This window comes from Pseudomonas sp. ANT_J12 (genome assembly GCF_008370045.1).
GTDB lineage: Bacteria > Pseudomonadota > Gammaproteobacteria > Pseudomonadales > Pseudomonadaceae > Aquipseudomonas.
Map to the genome: position 1 here is coordinate 34,413 of NZ_VOBN01000024.1, position 16,023 is coordinate 50,435.

The 16,023-nt window shown below is 61.4% G+C and carries 12 protein-coding genes and 1 pseudogene; 5 read left to right on the forward strand and 8 right to left on the reverse strand.

Features of this window, described 5'->3' with window-relative positions:
* The first annotated feature begins 44 nt into the window (after positions 1–44).
* Positions 45–614, forward strand: a complete 570-nt coding sequence (locus FQ192_RS29375; RefSeq protein WP_149661671.1) for a YceI family protein — start codon at positions 45–47, stop codon at positions 612–614.
* 107 nt (positions 615–721) lie between these two features.
* Positions 722–1,525 (forward strand): hypothetical protein, encoded by an 804-nt coding sequence (locus tag FQ192_RS29380; protein ID WP_149661672.1) that lies wholly within the window; start codon positions 722–724, stop codon positions 1,523–1,525.
* A 38-nt stretch (positions 1,526–1,563) separates the two neighbouring features.
* Here the strand turns inward: FQ192_RS29380 and FQ192_RS29385 are convergent, their stop codons facing one another.
* Positions 1,564–2,307, reverse strand: a complete 744-nt coding sequence (locus FQ192_RS29385; RefSeq protein WP_149661673.1) for a hypothetical protein — start codon at positions 2,305–2,307, stop codon at positions 1,564–1,566.
* Positions 2,308–2,938: 631 nt separating this feature from the next.
* On the reverse strand, positions 2,939–4,030 hold the full coding sequence (locus tag FQ192_RS29395) for a Gfo/Idh/MocA family protein (RefSeq protein WP_149661674.1): 1,092 nt from the start codon (positions 4,028–4,030) through the stop codon (positions 2,939–2,941).
* Positions 4,031–4,258: 228 nt separating this feature from the next.
* Here FQ192_RS29395 and FQ192_RS29400 point away from each other — a divergent pair, with 228 nt between their 5' ends.
* Positions 4,259–5,479: an MFS transporter gene (locus FQ192_RS29400; protein WP_149661675.1), complete on the forward strand. Its 1,221-nt coding sequence runs from the start codon at positions 4,259–4,261 to the stop codon at positions 5,477–5,479.
* Position 5,480: 1 nt separating this feature from the next.
* Here the strand turns inward: FQ192_RS29400 and FQ192_RS29405 are convergent, their stop codons facing one another.
* The 3 genes and pseudogenes from FQ192_RS29405 to FQ192_RS29415 all read right to left on the reverse strand — a co-directional run bounded on the left by FQ192_RS29405 (position 5,481) and on the right by FQ192_RS29415 (position 11,205).
* Entirely contained in the window at positions 5,481–6,368 is an 888-nt protein-coding gene (locus tag FQ192_RS29405) for a LysR family transcriptional regulator (protein ID WP_149661701.1), read from the reverse strand.
* 194 nt (positions 6,369–6,562) lie between these two features.
* Positions 6,563–7,669: an alkene reductase gene (locus FQ192_RS29410; protein ID WP_149661676.1), complete on the reverse strand. Its 1,107-nt coding sequence runs from the start codon at positions 7,667–7,669 to the stop codon at positions 6,563–6,565.
* 134 nt (positions 7,670–7,803) lie between these two features.
* Positions 7,804–11,205: pseudogene (locus FQ192_RS29415) on the reverse strand (Ig-like domain-containing protein).
* A gap of 291 nt (positions 11,206–11,496) precedes the next feature.
* Here FQ192_RS29415 and FQ192_RS29420 point away from each other — a divergent pair.
* A complete protein-coding gene (locus FQ192_RS29420; protein WP_149661677.1) occupies positions 11,497–12,219 on the forward strand; it encodes a GNAT family N-acetyltransferase in 723 nt (240 codons plus the stop codon).
* A 117-nt stretch (positions 12,220–12,336) separates the two neighbouring features.
* Here the strand turns inward: FQ192_RS29420 and FQ192_RS29425 are convergent, their stop codons facing one another.
* The gene (locus FQ192_RS29425) at positions 12,337–12,777 is read right to left on the reverse strand and encodes a hotdog fold domain-containing protein (RefSeq protein WP_149661678.1); all 441 of its coding nucleotides are present in this window, start codon (positions 12,775–12,777) and stop codon (positions 12,337–12,339) included.
* Between the two features lie 163 nt (positions 12,778–12,940).
* Here FQ192_RS29425 and FQ192_RS29430 point away from each other — a divergent pair, with 163 nt between their 5' ends.
* Entirely contained in the window at positions 12,941–13,573 is a 633-nt protein-coding gene (locus FQ192_RS29430; RefSeq protein WP_133839938.1) for a TetR/AcrR family transcriptional regulator, read from the forward strand.
* 43 nt (positions 13,574–13,616) lie between these two features.
* Here the strand turns inward: FQ192_RS29430 and FQ192_RS29435 are convergent, their stop codons facing one another.
* Positions 13,617–14,732, reverse strand: a complete 1,116-nt coding sequence (locus tag FQ192_RS29435) for a P1 family peptidase (protein ID WP_149661679.1) — start codon at positions 14,730–14,732, stop codon at positions 13,617–13,619.
* 152 nt (positions 14,733–14,884) lie between these two features.
* A complete protein-coding gene (locus FQ192_RS29440; RefSeq protein WP_149661680.1) occupies positions 14,885–15,988 on the reverse strand; it encodes a polyamine ABC transporter substrate-binding protein in 1,104 nt (367 codons plus the stop codon).
* Between the last annotated feature and the right edge of the window lie 35 nt (positions 15,989–16,023).

Genomic DNA, 16,023 nt, shown 5'->3' on the forward strand with positions numbered 1-16,023 from the left:
CTTATGCTCGTGCGTTCCTCGGGCCCCTCTGACCGGAGCATTCCATGCGCTTTCGATTTCCGCAGTTTGCCGCACTGTCGGCGGTGGTTGCGGTCGGTTTTTCCCCAGGGGCCCAGGCCGTCGAATACAGCCAGGTCAACACCGCGGCCAGCCAGATCAGCTTCACCTTCGACCAGTTTGGCTCGCGGGTCTACGGCACGTTCGGTCAGTTTGAAGGCACTCTTGATTTCGACACGCAAAACCCCGTCGCCGCCCATGCCGCCCTGCGTATTGAGCTGAGCAGCATTGATGCCGGCAGCAGTGACGCCAACACCGAGTTGCAAAAGCCTGCGTGGTTTGACACGTCCACCTACCCGCTGGGGACTTTTGAATCCACCAGCGTCAAAGCCCTGGGCGATAACCGCTATCTGTTTGCCGGTAACCTCACGCTCAAAACCATCACCCGTAAGGTCCAGGTTCAGGTCGAGTTGAAGCCGGAGAGTGGCATTGGGGTTTTTGTCGGTGAGTTCGCCCTCAATCGTGACGACTTCAAGATCGGCGCCGGGGAGTGGGCAGACGGTGTGGTCTCCAAAGACATCAACATCCGCTTTCGAATGGTAGCCCCGGAGCGTTAGCCCCCAGCGCTATATGCCAAGGTGCCACTACACAATCCCGCGCAACTGCTAAGCTTCGCCCGTGCAACGCCCACGTTGAACGCAACAATCTGCATGGAGGCAGACTGATGGTGATCAAACGCATTGCCGAAACACGTGTGCACGCGGTTCCCGAGCCGTTCGGTCGGGATGAAGTGGAGCGGGTGCTGGCGCTGCTGCTGGCCAGCCCGTTGTTTGCCAAATCCCGGCGAATGGGTGGCTTGTTGCGGTTTCTGGTCGAGCATGACTTGCAGTTGTCGAACACTCCCCTGACTGAACACGCCATTGGCCTCGCGGTGTTTCGCCGTGACCCGGCGGTGTATTCAACGGTCGACGATCCGGTGGTGCGGGTGCAGGTCGGCCGCCTGCGGCGCAAGCTCAACAGTTATTACACCACCCTCGGTCAACACGACCTGATGCGCCTGAGTTTGCCGGCCGGCAGTTATCGCCTGGCGTACGAACGGCTCAGGCCGAAAGTGGCCAGCCACCCTCATCCGGTGCTGCAACTGCAGCCGTTTACCTGCATCACCCATGATGGCGACGACTTTACCCGAGGCTTGTGCGAAGAGTTGAGTTGCCGGCTGTTTGAGTCCTTCGAGCATTCCCAGACCCATGCCAACCATGTGCTGATGAAGGTGCCATGCAGCAGCGTGAAAACGCCGGTGCCGGAGCGGGTGGGGCGTGGCAGTTATTCACTGGAGGGCAGTGTGCGGGTGGAGCCGGCCCGGGTCCGGGCGTCGGTGCGCCTGATTGATGTGGCTCAGGGGCGGATTCGCTGGTCGGCACAATTTGATCGCAGTCACCCCTACGGCATCGCGACCCAGGAAGACCTGGCCGAATCGATCTGCCGTTCACTGACGGGCTATTTCGACCGGGGCAGTGACGATGCCTGAGAGAAGGGGCAACCGCGAGGTTGCCCCCGATGTCACCGTTACACCACAGTCCAGGAACCACCCGAGTAGAGACGGGTCGCGTTGTTATCGAAGGTGAGGTCGACCTCGATGGCCTGGGAGCGCGAGGTGCTGAACATGGTGCTGGTCTGCACATTCTGTTCGAACCAGACAAGAATGGTCTCGACAGGCGTCAGCACAGTCTGGCCGGTGACCACTTGATTAATGGCCACGTAGATCGGGGTGGCGACCTGCTTGCCGTCGATGCCCGTGGACAACTGGCTGACGCCGGGGTGAATTGCACCGTATTGATTGACCAGCGTGATGGAGGTGTCGGGCCCACCGGTGGTCGCATTGCCCAGCAAGCCGGACGAGTCAAGAATCGACTGTTGGCCCAGGCCGATGGTGACGAGGTTGGTCGACACATCCACTTGAACGTTGGCCTGGAACGAATTGGAGCCGAACAACTGGTATTGCGGCGTCCAACTGAAGGTGTTGTTGCTCAGGTAATTGACGTAGGACTGCCAGACCACGTTGTAGTCTTCGGTACCGACCTTCTTGGCAAAGCACAGCTTGTAGCCGGACTGCTTGAGCGTGGTCAGGTCACCGGAAGCGATCTGGATCTTGACCGATTTCTGGGTAGCGGCCAGGGTCGACGTCAGCACTTTGCTGTAGTCGGTGGTTTTCAGGGCCGTTGAACTTGAGGCGCCGAGAATCGATTTGACGGCCGCTTGAACGTCGTCGTGCAGTGCTTGTTGAGTGCTTGCAACGTTTGACTTACTCATGGTGTCCCTCTGTTCTGTCTGGGTTGTGTTTAGGCAATCAATGGGCAGCGGGCGTCGAATCCGAGCAACCATCAGGCAGCACCCGTGACAGGTCTTCCATGCCTCCACTGGCGGGAGGCGGGCGATGCTGATGATGTGTCACAACCCTGTAAGCCCATTGACGGCTTCACACTAGGCGCGGCGGGCAGGGGGGCGAAGTGTCTTGACGTTACATTCGTGATGGGGGTTTGCAGGGGATTGTTCGGGCAGGTAACAGGTTGGGTAACGGGGTTGTATCAAAGCCGCTCGGGTTTTGTGATGGCGCCGGTGATTCGATTCTGGCGTTTGTAGTCAGGCGCCGAGCAGGAACGTATTGCCATGAAGCCAAGCTTCGAGAACCCCCCACGCCAGTCGATGCGTCGTGGTCGATGCTGAATCGGCGGCTGCCCGACGATATTCCGTGTGGCGAGGGGGCTTGCCCCCGTTCGGCTGCGCAGCAGTCGTAAAACCGCTGAATGCGGTATACCTGACACAACTGGATTGCAGGTTTTGGGGCCGCTTCGCAGCCCAACGGGGGCAAGCCCCCTCGCCACACAAGCCCCTTCGCCTCACAAGCCGCCTCACCACATAACCCCGCGCCACAGGTGATGGGTCAGAGCGGTAATTGATTTCCAACCTTGGCCACATCCAGCAACCGATGCATCCGAACCGCATCCTCAAACGTCGCCGCCGCGTGAGTGCCATCCGCCAGGTCCTGGGCAAACACGTGATACAACTCCGCCAGTTCCAACACCGCCGACGGCAATCCGGATTCGGGCAGGCGCTGATAACTGTCCGGCACCGGCAGGCTTTGCAACGGCTGGTCATCGCCGTGGGCACCCTCGATCACGTAGTCATCGCCCACGCCACCGAAGGCGCAGTGGTTGGTGATTTTCAGGTCGCCCTGATCGCCGGTGATGTCGATCTGCACGCCGGAACCGTTGCGTTTGCCGCCCTCGATATGGATCGACACCACCGCGCCGTTTTCCAGCAGGCCACTGAGCACCAGTTGATCCGGCGCGGTGCTGTCCAGCACTTCGCCGGTTTCGACGATGGTGACTTTCGGGAACTGGCTGACGGTCAGCCCCGACACTTTCAGCGGCCAACCGGTGGCGGTGAACAGCATGTCGAGGAAGTGCCCGGCGTAGATCGAGACGACGCTCGAAAAGTTTTCCTCAGGCGCCGTCCAGCGCAGCGAGTTGGCACGCAGCGCCTGGAAATAATGCGTACTTACGTGCAGGCGCACCGAGCGCAACTGGCCGACATAGCCCTGCTGTAACAGGTCTTGCAGATAACGGTTGTGCGGCGCGTGGCGGCGTTGCAGGCCGACGATGTGACGCACGCCGGCATCCTTGGCCAGATGTACCAATTGTTCGGACGCCGCAGTGGTGGTGGTCAGCGGCCATTCGCAGTAGACGTCTTTGCCGGCGGCGATGGCGGCGCGCACGGTTTGCTCGTGTTGCGGTGCGGTGTTGAGCACCACCACCAGGTCCACTTCGGGGTTATTCACCAAGGCGTCGAGGGAGTCGGCGACCTGTGGAATGCCGTATTCGCTGGCCGCCGTTTCGGCGCGTTCGCGGTGTTCGCTGTACACCGCTTGCACCCGGTATTGCGGCAGCAGCGCCAATACACGCAGGTGACCGTGGCGGGCCCACGTGCCAACGCCGACGATGCCGACGCGAATGGGAGAACGTGAAGTAGTCATGGGTGTGGCCTCGTAAAGTGGATGGCTGAGGAGGCCCAGTCTAGGGAGCGGGAACGCTGGGAAAAACAGGGCGCAGGCACGAACTCTTTGGACAGGAACGGCGCTAATCCGTGGCCCGGAGCGTCGGATTGCGGAGTCATCGATCCACAGTGATCGGAGCGCTGCACCGTTTTTCCGCGCCGGGCCGCTCCCTACCATGGCTCCACTTATAACTGTGGAGCTTTCCCCATGAACGACATACACGTGATACCGGCCACCCCGGCGCTTGCGCTTGAGCCGCCATCCTCCGCCCGCGACTGGCTGTCGGTGTTCTCGGTCGCCCTCGGCGCCTTCGCGTTTGTCACCACCGAATACCTGCCGGTGGGCATCCTGCCGCAGATTGCCAACAGCCTGGACATTACCGATGGTGTCGCGGGGTTGATGGTGACCGTGCCGGGCATCGTCGCGGCCGTCTCGGCACCGGCGATCATGCTGGGCGCCGGGAAGATGAATCGACGGCATCTGCTGCTGTTATTGACGCTGTTACTGGTGGCTTCCAACGTGGTATCGGCGCTGGCGCCTTCGCTGACGATCATGCTGCTCGGCCGAGGTCTGTTGGGTGTCGCACTGGGCGGTTTCTGGGCCGTGGCGATTGCGGCGGCCGGGCGCTTGGTCAGCGAAGCAAAAGCCGCAAAAGCAACGGCGCTGATCTTCGGCGGCATCACCCTGGCGACGGTGCTCGGGGTGCCGTTCGGGACCTTTGTCAGCACGTTGTTTTCCTGGCGGATATCGTTTGCGGCGACAGCGGGGTTGGCGTTGCTGACGTTGCTCGCGCAGTGGCTGACCTTGCCGTCGTTGCCGTCCCGCGAAGGCTTGCAGGTGCGCGCATTGTTGGGTTTCCTGCGCCGCAGCAACGCCCGACGCAGCATGTTGCTGTTGGGCACGGTCGTGGCGGCACACTTCACGGCCTACACCTACATCGCGCCATTCCTTGGGCAAAACGCCGGCTATACACCGAGTGCAATCACCGGGATCCTGCTCGGCTTCGGCCTGGTCGGCATGCTCGCCAACTTCGCGATGGCTGGGAGCATCGTCAAGCATCTGCGCCTGTCCCTGGGGGCGGTGGTGGTGTTGATGGTGATCGCGCAACTGGCCTTGCCCGCGCTGCATGGCTGGGGCGTGGCATTGGCGGTTCTGGTCTGGGGCATTGCTTATGGCGCGATTCCATTAGGCGTCAGCACCTGGATGCAACTGACCTCGCCACAATTGCCCGAAGCCAGTTCCGCCATGTTGGTGACCACCTTCCAGGTGGCAATCGCCTCGGGTTCGCTGTTTGGCGGCTTGATGGTCGATCACTTCGGCGTGCCGTCGGCGCTGTGGCTCGGTGCGGTGATCGGTGTACTCGGGTTGGCGGTGATGCTCAGTTTCGGCATCAGCAAGGCCCCGATTGCCGAGGCCCTGCAACGCTAGTTCAAACCTTGAGAATGTTGTCCTTGAAGAAATCGATCAACACCCGCAGCCTCGGTGCGGTCTGCTTTGATGCAGGCCAGAGCATCCACAGGTTGCCGGTGTGGTCGGTGTAGTCCGCCAGCACCACCTTCAGCCTGCCATTGGCCAACGGCTGACGGATTGAAAAGTCCGGCAGGCAGGCAATCCCCACCCCATCCAGCGCCAGATACGTCAGTGGATCCATCGTGGTGCAGGCCATGGCCTTCGCCAGATTCGGTTCGATGTGCGTATCGCCGACGCGCAGCGGCCAGCGCTCGATCATCCCCGTCGCCGGAAACTTGTGCAGCAACGCCACGTGGTTGATCAGCTCGTCCGGGTGCGTCGGTTCGCCGTGGCGTTCCAGGTACTCGGGCGAGGCCACCAACTGCAATTGATAGCCCCCCAACTTGCGCGCCATCAGCCGCGAATCCTGCGGCGCGCCGGTGCGGATCACTGCGTCGAAACCTTCCTCGATCACGTCCACCATGCGGTCGGACATGTCCACGTCCAGCTCGATGTCCGGGTAGGCGCGCATGAACCCGGCGAGCACCGGCATGATCAACACGTTCTGAATCGGCACGCTGATGCGCACCTTGCCCTTGGGCGTGGTGGACAACTCCAGCAGCTCCATTTGCGCGGCTTCCACTTCGCTGAGGATGCGCTTGCAACGGTCCAGGAACAGCTCGCCTTCGGTGGTCAGGGTGACGCTGCGGGTGCTGCGATGGAACAGCCGCACCCCCAGGCGTTCTTCCATGCGCGCCACGCTTTTGCCGACGGCTGAGGAGGAGATTTCCAGCAGGCGCCCGGCTTCGGTAAAACTGCGGGTTTCGGCCACCTGAATGAAGGCCGTGATACCGCTGAGGCTGTCCATCATGGGAGGTGTGCTCGATGCAGGAGGGTTGACGCAGAGTAGAGGCGGGCGGGGGATTTGCAAAGGGTGATCGGGTAAATCGAGGTGACGCCTTCGCGGGCAAGCCTCGCTCCTACAATGGATCGCGTGATCTCTGTAGGAGCGAGGCTTGCCCGCGAAGGCGTCCGAACATTCAACGCATGGGCCGGGACCTGTCAGGCACTGTGCTGATAAAACGGATAATCCGTAAACCCGACCTCATTACCCCCATAAAACGTATCCCGGTCATAAGCATTCAACGGTCGACCCTGGCGAATCCGCTCCGGCAAATCCGGGTTGGCAATAAAGTCGCGCCCAAACGCCACCAGGTCCGCATCGCCCGCGCGCAAAATCTGCTCGGCCGACTCGGCGGTGAAACCACCCGCCGCGATGATCAAACCGTCGTAATGCCGACGAATCAACTGTGCGGCCACGGGATTCTGGTCCTTGCTCTCATCGATCGAGTTGCCCAACACGCGCGGTTCGATCAAGTGCAGGTACGCCAGTTTCAACGGTGCCAATTGCTCCGCGACGTAGACAAACAACGCTTCGGGATCGCTGTCCTTCATGTCCCCGAACGTACCGCTTGGGCCCAGGCGCACCGCAACGCGCTCGCTGCCCCAGACCGAAATCACCGCGTTGGTGATGTCCAACAAAAACCGCGCACGCTTGGCGATGCTGCCGCCATAGGCGTCGGTGCGGCGGTTGCTGCCGTCCTGCAAGAACTGATCGATCAGGTAACCGTTGGCGCCATGGATTTCCACACCGTCAAAACCCGCAGCCAGGCCACGTTCGGCGGCGCTGCGGAAATCGTCCACCAGCGCTTCCACTTCCGCTTCGCTCAGCGCCCGGTGCGGAGTGCTCGGCACCCAGCCGCTGGCGGTGTAGGCCACGCCGTCGTACTCGACCGCCGATGGGGCCACCGGTTGTGCGCCATTGGGTTGCATGTCGCTGTGGGACTGGCGACCGGCATGGAACAGTTGCAGGAAAATCTTCCCGCCCTTGGCATGCACCGCTTCGGTGATGGCTTTCCAGCCAGGGATTTGCGCGTCGTTGTACAGGCCGGGCGAGCCGAGGTAGCCGTTGCCGGTAGTGGACACGACCGTCGCTTCGGAAATGATCAAGCCGCCGTCGGTGGCCCGTTGCGAGTAGTACTCGGCCATCAACGCGCCGGGCAGGTCGCCGGGTTCGGAACGCATGCGGGTCAGGGGGGCCATGACCACGCGGTGGGCGAGGGTGTGCGGGCCGATGTTGATCGTGGAAAGCAGGGTGGGGTGATTCATGGTGACCTCCAATGAGTGAATGGAGGCCACCTTAAGCTGATTGCCTGATGGGAAAAACGGGCCGGCGATCCGCTCTCTCTGGACCGATTGTTCCGTAATCGATTGGCGCCCGGTCTTGAGCCAGGCCCCCATCGTTAATGCGCCGCGATGGGCGCCGTCACCGTTTTCCCAAGGGCCGAGCGAACCGTGGCGGTGGGGCTTGGCGTCGGGCCGTCACCGGTGGTGGTGACAGACAGCCGCCAGCGTGCGCCGGTCCCGCTCGGCGTCAGTGCCGCCGCACCGAGATTGAGCGCCCCGCCCGTGGTGCTCGCGCTGACCGTGATGCTGTTGCCTGCCGCCCGCGAGGTGGTTCCCGCTAAATCCCAGGTGTAGCGGCTGTTGCTGCGGGCGACGACCGTGGCGCTGGTTACCTGCAAGTCTTCATTGACCGCCGCCGCGCTGACCGCCACCGACACCGTGGCCGGTTTGTCCGAGACCGCGTCCTTGCTGTCGCTGGCCTGATAGGTGAAGGTCGCGGTAAACGGCCCGTTGACGATGGCCGGTGGGGTGTAAACCACGCGCAGGCCGTCGGTGCTGACCGTGCCCTGGCCCGAATCCGGCTGGCTCAGGCCCACCACTTTGAGCGGCAGGTTGCCGTCAGGATCGGTGTCATTGGCCAACACGTTAATGGTCAGCGGCAGGCCGTTATTGCTGATGGCACTGTCGGGGTTGGCCACGGGTTTTTTATTCGGGCCGTTGTTTTCCTCACCTTGATCACCGGTGCGGAAAGTCGGCAGTGCGGCGGAGTTCACGTAGGTGACACCGTCCCAACCGGGCAGCGGTGTGGGCATCAATTGGAACTGCCCGGGGTGCTCGATATCCCAGCGCAGCAGCATCGAGGTGTCTTCGTGCTGGGTGTTGTGGCAATGCTCCATGTAGGTGCCGGCGAACTCACGAAAGTGGATCGCCATTTCCACATCCACGGAACTGTCGATGCCTTCACCGATGCGATAGACGTCCTTGCGCGCCCATTTTTCCCATTCCGGCGGCGCTTTGCCGTCGCGGCTGAGGATGACCCCTTCTTCAAAATGCACGTGCACCGGGTGGTTCCAGCCGTTGCCGCCATTCTCGATTTTCCACACCTCAAGGGTGCCGTCACCGGCATAGCCCGCGTCGGTCGGACCGTTGGCCAATTGCGGCGCAGCACTAATGCGGCGCGGGTCCATGTCGTAACCCAGGCCGCCGTCGGTCTTGATGGTCCAGGGCGCCTCGTCGGTGCCGTCGGAACGACCGAATACAAAATGACGATGCCGCGCCAGTTTGAGTTTGGCCTGGTCGCTCGGGTTGTCGCGATCAATGGTCAGCGGGATCATTGTCTTGCCGGCGGGCTTGCCGGGTTTGGCTGGTTCGTAGTCCGCCGGGTTCATGCTCACGTCCTGGCCGCTGTAGGGCTGGACCAGCAGTTGCAGGAACTTGCCGACGGCCGGGTCGCCCTTGTCCCATTGCGGGCCTTTGCTGGTCTGCTTGATCACCGCTTTGTATTTCTCGGACAACACGTCCGCCAGGGCCAGTTCGTTTTTCTCCGGGCCCTTGCCGGTGCGGTGTTCCAGCAGGTTGACGAAGTACAGCTTGTCGCCGGGCTGGATGCCGTTTTTCGCGAAGTTGACGATGATGTCGTAGCGTTCGGCAATGCCTTGGGTCGGCAGGATCGCGTTGTGGTCCTGACGGTCACCGTCGCCGTCCAGGTCCATGCTGCCGTCGAACGGCACCGTGTGTTCCATGAGATTGCCGTCGTTGCCGATCATATGGAACGGCACGCGATTGTAGGAAACCCCCGAGCCCGCCGGCCCTGGAAACTCGCCGCCGTTGCCGCTGATTTCACGCACCAGGGCCAACTTGAAGAAGCGCGACACCGAGCCGTTGAGGATGCGGAAGCGATAGCTGCGCGCACGCACTTTGAGGCGTGGCTGGTACTGCCAGTTGACCAGGATCTGATCGCCCAGAAAGCCGTCGGTGTTGAACGGGTTGAACCACAACTGACCGTTCTCGTCCCAGGCCTTGTCGGCCACCAGCAGGTTGACGTCATAGTCGCGGTTGCCCCAGGGCAGCGCCGAACCGCTGGGCAAGCGCAGGTTGACGCCGTCGTCGATGGCCTCGTTGCCGCGATCCAGGGCGCTGTAGTAGTTCATCATCACCGCGTTGCCCTTGTAGACGTTCTGTGCGGTGAAATCGAGCATGTGGTCGTGGAACTAGTGAGTGCTCATGGTCTCGCGCCAGTCGCCACGAATCTTGATGCTGCCGTGGTCACAGGTCTTGAGGCCGGGGTTGGCGTCGTTGACGTACAGGGTTTCGCCCGGTGAGCAGGGGAACGCCGCCCGAGGGTCCTGGGCGGTGGTGTTGATCGTGTCGTAGCCGGCCAGTTGCAGCGGCCAGCGATAGTCGTAGTACTGCCCCGGAAAAAAGAATGCGTTGGTGTAGCCGTCGCTTTCCGCTGGGGAATGGCCGTTGTGTTCGTGGGTGCTGATGGTGTGCAGGCCGAAACCGGCGTTGGCCGCCGGGTCGATCGGCAGGGCGTTGTAGTGACGCATCAGCACGGGTTGGCCGTAACGCACCATGAGCAATTTGGGCGGAAAGGTGCCGTCGAACGTCCATAACGAGTTGTGATTCTGTATCGGCATTTTGGAGTGGAAGCGCGCGTCGATGCCCCGGGTGGTGCCGGCGGTTTCCGGGATGTCCGAGGTTTGGTAGTAGAGCCCGCCGGGGGCGAATTCGCCATTGGCGTAATTGTGTAGTTGTTTGCGGTCACGCAGGCCCTGATTGGTGCGCGTGCCCATTTGCACGGTCTTGAACTGCACCTGAGGAAAGAACTCGTTCCAGCGCTGATGCGACCAGCCTTTGCCCGGTGGCCGGCCCTCGGCGGGCGAACCCACCGGGTGGCGGTTGAGGAAGGCTTCGATCTGTGCCTTCCAGGGGTTGCGGTCCAGCACATTGGAGAACTGCGCCGGAAACGGAAACAACCCCGGCTGACGCATGAAGGCTTCGATTGCGGCACTGGATGGACCGCTGCGGGCGACGTTGTTCGGGTCTTGTTGGGGCGCCGGGCCGAGGGTCGGCACCGGGAAGGTCAGGGTCGGTGGCGGGGTGGTCGGGTCGAGTTTTTCCGTGCCGAACTCTTCGAATAACAGCAATTGCTGGGTAAAAGGCTCGGCCCCAAACAAGGGGCTGGGTTTGCCATTGGTGGGGAAGTTGAACGACGTTTGCAGAGATGGGGGCAATACGTTGTCGGCCCGTGGTGTAGTGCGGTCGCCGAACACGCCATTGGGCAGGGCAATCGCGCCTTGATTGGCCTCAGGCAAGGTTTTCAGTGCTTCCAGCGCAGCCTTGGGATCGGCCGGGGGATTGGTAAAGGCCGAGGGATCCGTGGGGGGCGGTTGCCCGACATCATCGAGCGGGGCCGCGCTGGCCGTGGTCAGGCTGAAGGTGATGAGCATGACGGAGGCGACACCCGAACCCAGCAAACGGCTGGGCCAACGGTGCTCCGAGGCTGGGCTTTTCATTTTTTTTCCCCTTGCGTCAGGCCGGCACGGCGATAGCAGCCATCACCTGGAAGCGAGGGCCGTCGGTGCGTTAAAGAGGAATAAAGCAAAAGCCGCGCCATGGGCGATATTTTTGTTTAAACCGTTTGCTAATCAACGGGTTGCATTGATTTTTATTTGTGTGAGAAAGCCTGTTTCGCTGGGGCAACCCCTCAGTTTCGGGGAATTGCCCCGTCGCGCGTTATGATGGCCGCACTCGCGACGCATTCTTCACGTCGCGGGTACGCCTTAACCGCCGGAGTCAGTCGCGCAATGCCCCAGATCAGCCATTTCAAAACCCCGTGCCCCGAGCACATCACCAGCCAGATCCTGCAACTGGTGGTCGACAACCTGACCGACATCAGCGCGGTCGCTCTGCCGCAAAGCAACCTGCTGTACAACGTGTACCAATACGCGATCGGCTATGAGGTCCACCTGTATCTGGAGGCGTTGAGCGGGGCCAAGGGGCTGGCGGTCGAGTTGATCGTGGCGACGGATGTGGACGACCCGGAGAAGGTCATCGGCTTTGTGTTGTACCTGCCGGTCAAGGACGATCCCGAGGCGTGCGGTGTGGCCTATATGGCCGTCGATGCCAGCTATCGCGGCCAGGGTGTTGCCCGGGCGATGCTGCGGGAAATGGTCGGCCGCTACCCTCACGCTGAGTTGACGTGCAGCGTTGGAAAAGTCCCGTATTTTGAAGCGATGGGCTTCCAGGTGCTGGGTGTGCGCGCCACGCAAGTGCTGATGAACACCCGCGATCACGGGACCGACGGCCTGATGGCGGTGCTGGACACGGCACCGATCTACAGCGCGTTGGAAGTGCGGCAGATTCATACCTACCTGCTGCAAAAGCACGGCAAACGGGCGATGACCGATGCCGAGAAACAGCGCGACCGGCATCTGGATCAGTTGACGCGCAAGGCCAATGAGTTTGTGCGCGGGCGGTTGGGTGATGAGGCCGTGCCAGCCATCACTCCAAGACTGCGGTTGGTCTGACCACACATCCCCTCTGTAGGAGCGAAGCTTGCTCGCGAAGGCGTCCTGTTGGCCGACATCAATGTTGGATGTGCCGGCCCCTTCGCGAGCAAGCTTCGCTCCTACAGTTAAAAGTGTTTAGGAAAGCTTCACGTTCATGGTGATCCGCGCCGTGAACACCTTCTTGCCCTCGGCATCGTGAATGTCCACCGGCACAATCTTGTCGCCCTCGGTCAACCAGTCCACCGCTTCCCCATCCGCGACCGCCGTCACATCCGTCTTGGCCTTGGCCAGGTACTCCACCGTCATGCCTTTCGGAATCCAGCGCGCGCCTTCGGGAATTGACACGTTGGTCATCGTGCCGGCTGCCAGTTCCGCGGCATTGCACAGGGCGATCGCGTGCACGGTGCCCAGGTGGTTGGTGATTTCCCTGGAAAATGGCACCTGCACGCTTGCATAGCCTTGGCGCAGTGCCGAGAAAACCGGGTGGATGGTGCTGAAGTAGGGCGCCATCTGGCACACCATTTTGCTGAACGCTTCGGGGCCGGCGCTGGTGTACAGGCTGAGAACCTGGTTCATGTTGAAGCCTCGCTGAGGGGTGGATTAACAGAATTATGTTCCGTAACAGAATAATGTTCTGTTACGGAACAGTATTCTGTCGATGGGAAATCTGTCAACCTAGCGCGACTTATCCGTGGGCAGGTGTCTGCCTTGCCGTTGATTTTTTGGGCTGGTGTTCAGCATGGAAACTGCAGATTTACTCGAGCGCTGCTACCCCGGACGAAGAGCCGAACTCAAGCGCGACATTTTTCGAAAAGCCCTCAAGCTGTTCAATGAGCAGGGGATCGAGGCCACGACCATCGAGATGATCCGCGCCGAATGCGATACCAGCGTCGGTGCGATCTACCACCATTTCGGCAACAAGGAAGGCTTGGTGGCCGCGCTGTTTTTCACTGCGCTGGACGATCAGGCGCAGCTTCGCGACAGCTATCTGGCCGACGCCGAAACGACGCGCGCCGGGGTTTACGCGCTGGTGCACAGTTATGTGGATTGGGTCGATAACCAGCCCGAGTGGGCACGGTTCCAGTACCACGCGCGATTTGCCGTGACCAAAGGGCCATTGAAGGACGAACTGGCGACCCGCAACAAAACCCGCAACCGCCAGCTGTGGGAATGGCTGTCAGCCCCGGAGCGGGGCGATGAGTTGAAAGGGGTTCCGGCGGAATTGATGCCGTCACTGATCATCGGTCAGGCGGAAAGCTACTGCCGGACGTGGTTGTCGGGGCGGGTGAAGGGACGGCCGAAGGATTATCGGGACCTGCTGGCAGAAGCAGCGTGGCGATCGATATGTACGGGGGACGCCTGCGATCCATGAGCATCCCCCGTTGCGGTGGTGTCAGCGACTTCGGGAGGTTCTTTTATTGGGCTCCCGGCCAACCTGCCTGGCGCAAGGCATCGAGCAGTGTTGTGGCATCCAGCCCCGGCACTGCATGCCCGTTACCCTCAGCCGTTTCCCCCGCCAGCAGGGCGTTGATGATCGCTTCCTCGACGGCTTCGGTCGCGGCCAAAAACAGTTCGCTGATGTGGTCATTGTTGACCATGCGCAAGTTGTCGCAGGTCGGCGCTTTCTTGCTTTCATACGCCGCGGGCGGCACATCATTGCCCGTGGCGAAGGCGATGAAGATGTCGCCGCTGTGGTCTTCATTGCCCCCGCCGGTGCGGGCCAGGCCGAGACTGGCACGTTGCGCGAGACGGGTGCATTGGTGCGGCAGCAACGGCGCATCGGTGGCGAGGCAAACGACAATCGAGCCCATGCCCGGATGCGGCAGCGACGCCTTGAGAAACGGCGAGTCAGCCTTTTCCATATAGCGCCCGACCGGGTAACCATCGACGCGCAATTCGTTGCGAATGCCGTGGTTGGCCTGGACGATGGCGCCCACCGTCCAGCCACCCTGAGCGCTGCTCAAGCGGCGCGACGCAGTACCGATCCCACCCTTGAATTCATGGCAGATCATGCCGCTGCCGCCACCGACATTACCTTCGGTGACCGGTCCACCGACGGCTGTATTCAGGGCTTCGGCCACGTGTTCGGGCTTCACGTGAAAGCCGTTGATGTCGTTGAGCAAACCGTCGAACGTCTCCAGCACCACCGGCATGTTCCAGTAGAGTCGCCCGTCGTCCGGTTGCTGCTCGCGGTCCAGCACAATCAGCGCATCGCGCACCACGCCGAGGCTGTGGGTGTTGGTGAAGGCGATGGGGCTGGTCAACAGCCCGGCCTCGCGAATCCATTCCAGACCGGTCGCATCGCCATTGCCGTTGAGCACATGGACCCCGGCAAAACACGGCTGCTGGCTGGTGGAACCGGCGCGAGGTTCGATCACGGTAACGCCGGTGAGGATGTCGCGGCCGTTAGCGGTGCGGCCGCGCACATCGCTGTGGCCGACCCGCACGCCGGGTACATCAGTGATGGCATTGAGCGGGCCGGGTTGCAGTTGGCCGAACTGGATATTCAGGTCGCGGGCACGTGGTTTCATTGTCGTTCTCATGTTCAAGTCAAACTCATTGGCAGACCCCTTGTAGGCGCAAAGCTTGCTCGCGAAAGCGGTAGATCAGGCGGCGACATCTTTGTTGAATGGGATGGCCTCTTCGCGAGCAAGCTTTGCTCCTACAGGGGACGGCGGTGTTTTTACTGACCGTTCTTGATGTTGCTCCAGGAGCGCGTGCGCACACGTTCGATCTCGTGGGGCTGCGGTTGCAGGGTGAATGCCTTGGCGATCACTTCGGCGGAGGGGTAGATGTTGCTGTACCCGCGCACCTCGTCCGAGAGCAACACCGTCGCGTCTTTGTTGGCATTGGCGGTGAGCGCCAGGTTAGTAGCGGGGGCGACAACTTCGGGAAGGAGCAGGTAGTTGATAAAGGCCAGCCCCTGTTGTGGATTGCTGCCATCCTTGACCATGACCAGGTTATCGGACCACATCGGCGCACCTTCGACCGGGATGCTGTATTCGATCTTTACACCCTTCGCCGCTTCATTGGCGGCTTGCATGGCACCGAACACGGTGCCGGACCACGCCAGGGCGACGCAGATATCGCCGTTGGCCAGGTCGGTCTGGATCTTCGACGAATTGAAATAGGTGATGTGCGGACGCAACTTGAGCATCAGCGCTTCAGCTTTCTTGTAGTCCGCGGGGTTGCTGCTGTTGGGCGGCAGGCCGAGGTAGTGCAGGGCGATCGGGATGACCTCGGCTGGAGCGTCCAGAATCCCCACGCCACATTGGCTGAGCTTGGCCAGGTTTTCTTCTTTGAACAGCAGGTCCCAAGAATTCACTGGCGCCTGATCGCCGAGGACCGCGCGGACCTTGTCGACGTTGTAGCCAATGCCGTCGGTGCCCCACAGGTAAGGAACGGCGTATTGGTTATCCGGGTCGTTCGCGCGCAGCTTTTCCAGCAACACCGGGTCAATGTGGTGCAGATTGCTCAACTGGCTACGGTCCAGTTTCTGCAAGGCTCCGGCCTTGATGAGGGCCGGCAGAATGAAGTTGCTGGCCACCACCACGTCGTAACCGCTGTGACCGGTCATCAGCTTGGCTTCCAGTACTTCGCCACTGTCGAAGGTGTCATAGACGGGTTTGATCCCGGTGTCGCGCTGGAAATCCTTCAGCGTGGTCGGGCCGATGTAGTCAAACCAGTTGTAGACGTGCACGGTCGGTTCATCCGCCGCTGCGGCTGCTATCCAGGCCGACAGACAGGCGCCCAGTCCCAGGTTGATATACGTGCGATGACGACTCATGATGCGGCACTCCTGGCCTGCTACAGGCCGGTGGT

Excerpts from the sequence above, each read along its gene's own strand:
- FQ192_RS29375 (WP_149661671.1), top strand. The coding sequence starts at position 45 with ATGCGCTTTCGATTTCCGCAGTTTGCCGCACTGTCGGCGGTGGTTGCG.
- FQ192_RS29380 (WP_149661672.1), top strand. The coding sequence starts at position 722 with ATGGTGATCAAACGCATTGCCGAAACACGTGTGCACGCGGTTCCCGAG.
- FQ192_RS29385 (WP_149661673.1), bottom strand. The coding sequence starts at position 2,307 with ATGAGTAAGTCAAACGTTGCAAGCACTCAACAAGCACTGCACGACGAC.
- FQ192_RS29395 (WP_149661674.1), bottom strand. The coding sequence starts at position 4,030 with ATGACTACTTCACGTTCTCCCATTCGCGTCGGCATCGTCGGCGTTGGC.
- FQ192_RS29400 (WP_149661675.1), top strand. The coding sequence starts at position 4,259 with ATGAACGACATACACGTGATACCGGCCACCCCGGCGCTTGCGCTTGAG.
- FQ192_RS29405 (WP_149661701.1), bottom strand. The coding sequence starts at position 6,368 with ATGGACAGCCTCAGCGGTATCACGGCCTTCATTCAGGTGGCCGAAACC.
- FQ192_RS29410 (WP_149661676.1), bottom strand. The coding sequence starts at position 7,669 with ATGAATCACCCCACCCTGCTTTCCACGATCAACATCGGCCCGCACACC.
- FQ192_RS29420 (WP_149661677.1), top strand. The coding sequence starts at position 11,497 with ATGCCCCAGATCAGCCATTTCAAAACCCCGTGCCCCGAGCACATCACC.
- FQ192_RS29425 (WP_149661678.1), bottom strand. The coding sequence starts at position 12,777 with ATGAACCAGGTTCTCAGCCTGTACACCAGCGCCGGCCCCGAAGCGTTC.
- FQ192_RS29430 (WP_133839938.1), top strand. The coding sequence starts at position 12,941 with ATGGAAACTGCAGATTTACTCGAGCGCTGCTACCCCGGACGAAGAGCC.
- FQ192_RS29435 (WP_149661679.1), bottom strand. The coding sequence starts at position 14,732 with ATGAAACCACGTGCCCGCGACCTGAATATCCAGTTCGGCCAACTGCAA.
- FQ192_RS29440 (WP_149661680.1), bottom strand. The coding sequence starts at position 15,988 with ATGAGTCGTCATCGCACGTATATCAACCTGGGACTGGGCGCCTGTCTG.